The organism is uncultured Thiodictyon sp. (assembly GCA_903837595.1).
In the GTDB taxonomy this organism is placed as follows: Bacteria; Pseudomonadota; Gammaproteobacteria; order Chromatiales; family Chromatiaceae; genus Thiodictyon.
Genome location: CAILVI010000428.1, coordinates 1 through 2045 on the forward strand (window position 1 = coordinate 1; position 2045 = coordinate 2045).

1 pseudogene is annotated in these 2045 nt (G+C 67.1%); it reads right to left on the reverse strand.

Annotation, left to right across the window (positions count from 1 at the left end):
* Window positions 1–235: 235 nt before the first annotated feature.
* A pseudogene (locus QZY44_RS25630) lies at window positions 236–1906 on the reverse strand (Tn3 family transposase); the annotation flags it as partial.
* Window positions 1907–2045: the final 139 nt, after the last annotated feature.

The following is a 2045-nucleotide window of genomic DNA, read 5'->3' on the forward strand; positions in this document are numbered from 1 at the left end:
CCCGCGACCACAGTTCCTCGGGAATGCGCGCGCCCGCCGACGTGGGGCTACGCCAGTGGGCAAAGGCCGCGGCCGTCTGCGGTAGATCGGCCGCGGCGGGGAGTGAGAGTGACATCGTAGAGCCTCCGGATCACCAAAAACGGGGCTCCTACGCTACCGGGCCAGGGACGCGATTTCATGCAGCCTTGCCGGAGGGACACGTTGGCGGTCGGCATGCTGCACGCGGAGCGTTCGCCTATCCCTCCGCGGGATCACGCAACGGTCGCAGTTCGCCCTTGGCCACCGCCTCCGGCACGGAGAACGAGTAACGTCCCAGCATGTTGATGTGCTCATGCAGCAACGGCGACAGCCGCGCCACGTCGGCGTCGCTCACCGGGTAACCCTGCGCGCGTAGCTGGTTCAAGGCGGCCTCCATGTAGAGGGTGTTCCACAAGACGATCATGTTGAGCACCAGGCCGAGCGCGCCCAGCTGGTCTTCCTGGCCTTCGCGGTAATGCTGACGCAGTTCCCCGCGCTTGCCGTGGAACACGGCGCGGGCGACGCTGTGGCGACCCTCGCCCCGGTTGAGTTGGGTCAGCGTCGCCCGGCGCTTGGCCTCGTCGTCGATGTAGGTCAGCGTGTGCAGGGTCTTGTCGATGCGGCCGAACTCGGCAATCGCCTGGGCCAGGCGGGTGGGGCGCTCCCCGACCTGGAGGGTGCGCATGATGCCGGCGGCCGGGACGCGCCCGAGCTTGAGCGAGCCGACCAGGCGCAGGATGTCGTCCCACTGCGGGATGATGCGCTGCAAGCTCAGGTGGTGGGCCGATACCGCGTTGAGCAGGCCGTAGTCAGCCTGTTGGTCGATCCGCCAGAAGCGGGTGCCGCCGACATCGGCCAGCCGCGGGCTAAAGCGGTAGCCAAGCAGCCGAAACAGGCCGAAGACGACGTCGCTGTAGGCGCCGGTGTCCGTCATGATCTGGGTCGGCTGGAGGTCGGTTTGCTGTTCGAGCAGTACGGCCAGCAGGATCAGACTGTCGCGCAGGGTCCCGGGTACGGTGATGTCGTTCAGGCCAGAGAACTGGTCCGACAGCAGGTTGTACCAGGTGACCCCGCGCCCGACGCCGAAGTATTTCGGATTCGGACCCGCATGGACCGAGCGCACCGCCACCACAAAGCGCATGCCGTCGGCCGAGGCCACCTCGCCGCCGCCCCAGAGGTTGGCGAGCGCCAGGCGACTTTGGGCGGCTACCAAGGTCGCATTGGCGGCCGTCAGCGTCTCGTCGCGCAGATAGTTCTGGTCGACCCAGGACAGGCGGTCGCGCTTGAGGGCCGGGACATCGCTACGCGTCAGCGACTCCAGCCCGGTGTTGCAGGCCTCCGCCATCAGCACGGCGCACAGACTCACTTGCAGATCGGCCGCGCGGGCGGTGCGCTCCGACAGGTGGGTGAAGGCCTCGGTGAAGCCGGTCCGCCCGGCGATCTCCAGGAGCAGTTCCGGCAGTTCCACGCGGGGTAACAACTCGGCGACCCGCTCGCGCAGCTCCACCAGCGAGGCCGGTTCCTCCAGTTTTTCCAGCGGACTGAGGATCAGTTCGGGGGTGTCGCCGGTCAGCTCGAAGCGTACCGCCGGATTGTCGGGCAAGCGCGACACCACGGCCCGGTAAGTGCGGTCCAGTTCGGCGGCCAGGGCGGTCAGCGTCGGTTCCGGACTGGCCGACAGCCCCAGCGTCCGGCAGATGACCGGCCGGGTGGCTTCCCACTCGGCGCCAGCGAGCAGGCCGGCGCGCGGATCGGCATAGCGCCAACTCGGCGCCACGAAGACCTCGCGGCGGCGCAACGCGGTATGCAATTGCTCCAGTACGCAGAAGGTGTAGGCACGCAGATCGACGGCGCCCTCCTCACGCAGCACATGCGGCTGCCAAGATTTAGCCCGTCTTCGACTATTCGCGCCTATTTTTCACGTAACCCATTGGTTGGCTTGCACCGCAGGGGCAAAGGTCGGCACTACACAGCGATTAGTGTATGGAAGCTTGGTGAGCGGCAGTAATCCTCGGTGGGGGTTGCTC